Consider the following 382-nt stretch of genomic DNA (forward strand, 5'->3'; position numbering starts at 1 on the left):
CTTTATAGGTCGCAGTACCAGCAAGAATTAAAATTCCAATTCCAGACACCATACCTGACAAACCTAAAATTCCACCGAATCCAAGTGTTGCTAATGCAGATGTGATTCCAGCAGCACTTACCCCAACAGTACCTGAAAAGTAGAGGGCGGTTAAAGGAATTCCAACGGCCGCAGCTTTTGCGGCCAGGTCCTTAGTTTGTTTTTTTATTTGAGTATCGTTTAAACGTTTATCCAAGATTAACTGGTCATGCTGGATGCTCTCAACAAGTACGTCAACTTGATTATCCGTGAGCTCCAAATTTTCAGCTAATTCACATAAATAAGTATCAGCTTTCCAATCAGAAATAGATTGATCCTGCTTTTGATTGACGATACTAAGTAG

1 pseudogene is annotated in these 382 nt (G+C 40.1%); it reads right to left on the reverse strand.

From position 1 onward, the window contains the following. A pseudogene (locus D1831_RS14760) lies at positions 1 to 382 on the reverse strand (hypothetical protein); the annotation flags it as partial.

The sequence above is a fragment of the Lactiplantibacillus garii genome, assembly GCF_003885105.1.
Lineage (GTDB): Bacteria > Bacillota > Bacilli > Lactobacillales > Lactobacillaceae > Lactiplantibacillus > Lactiplantibacillus garii.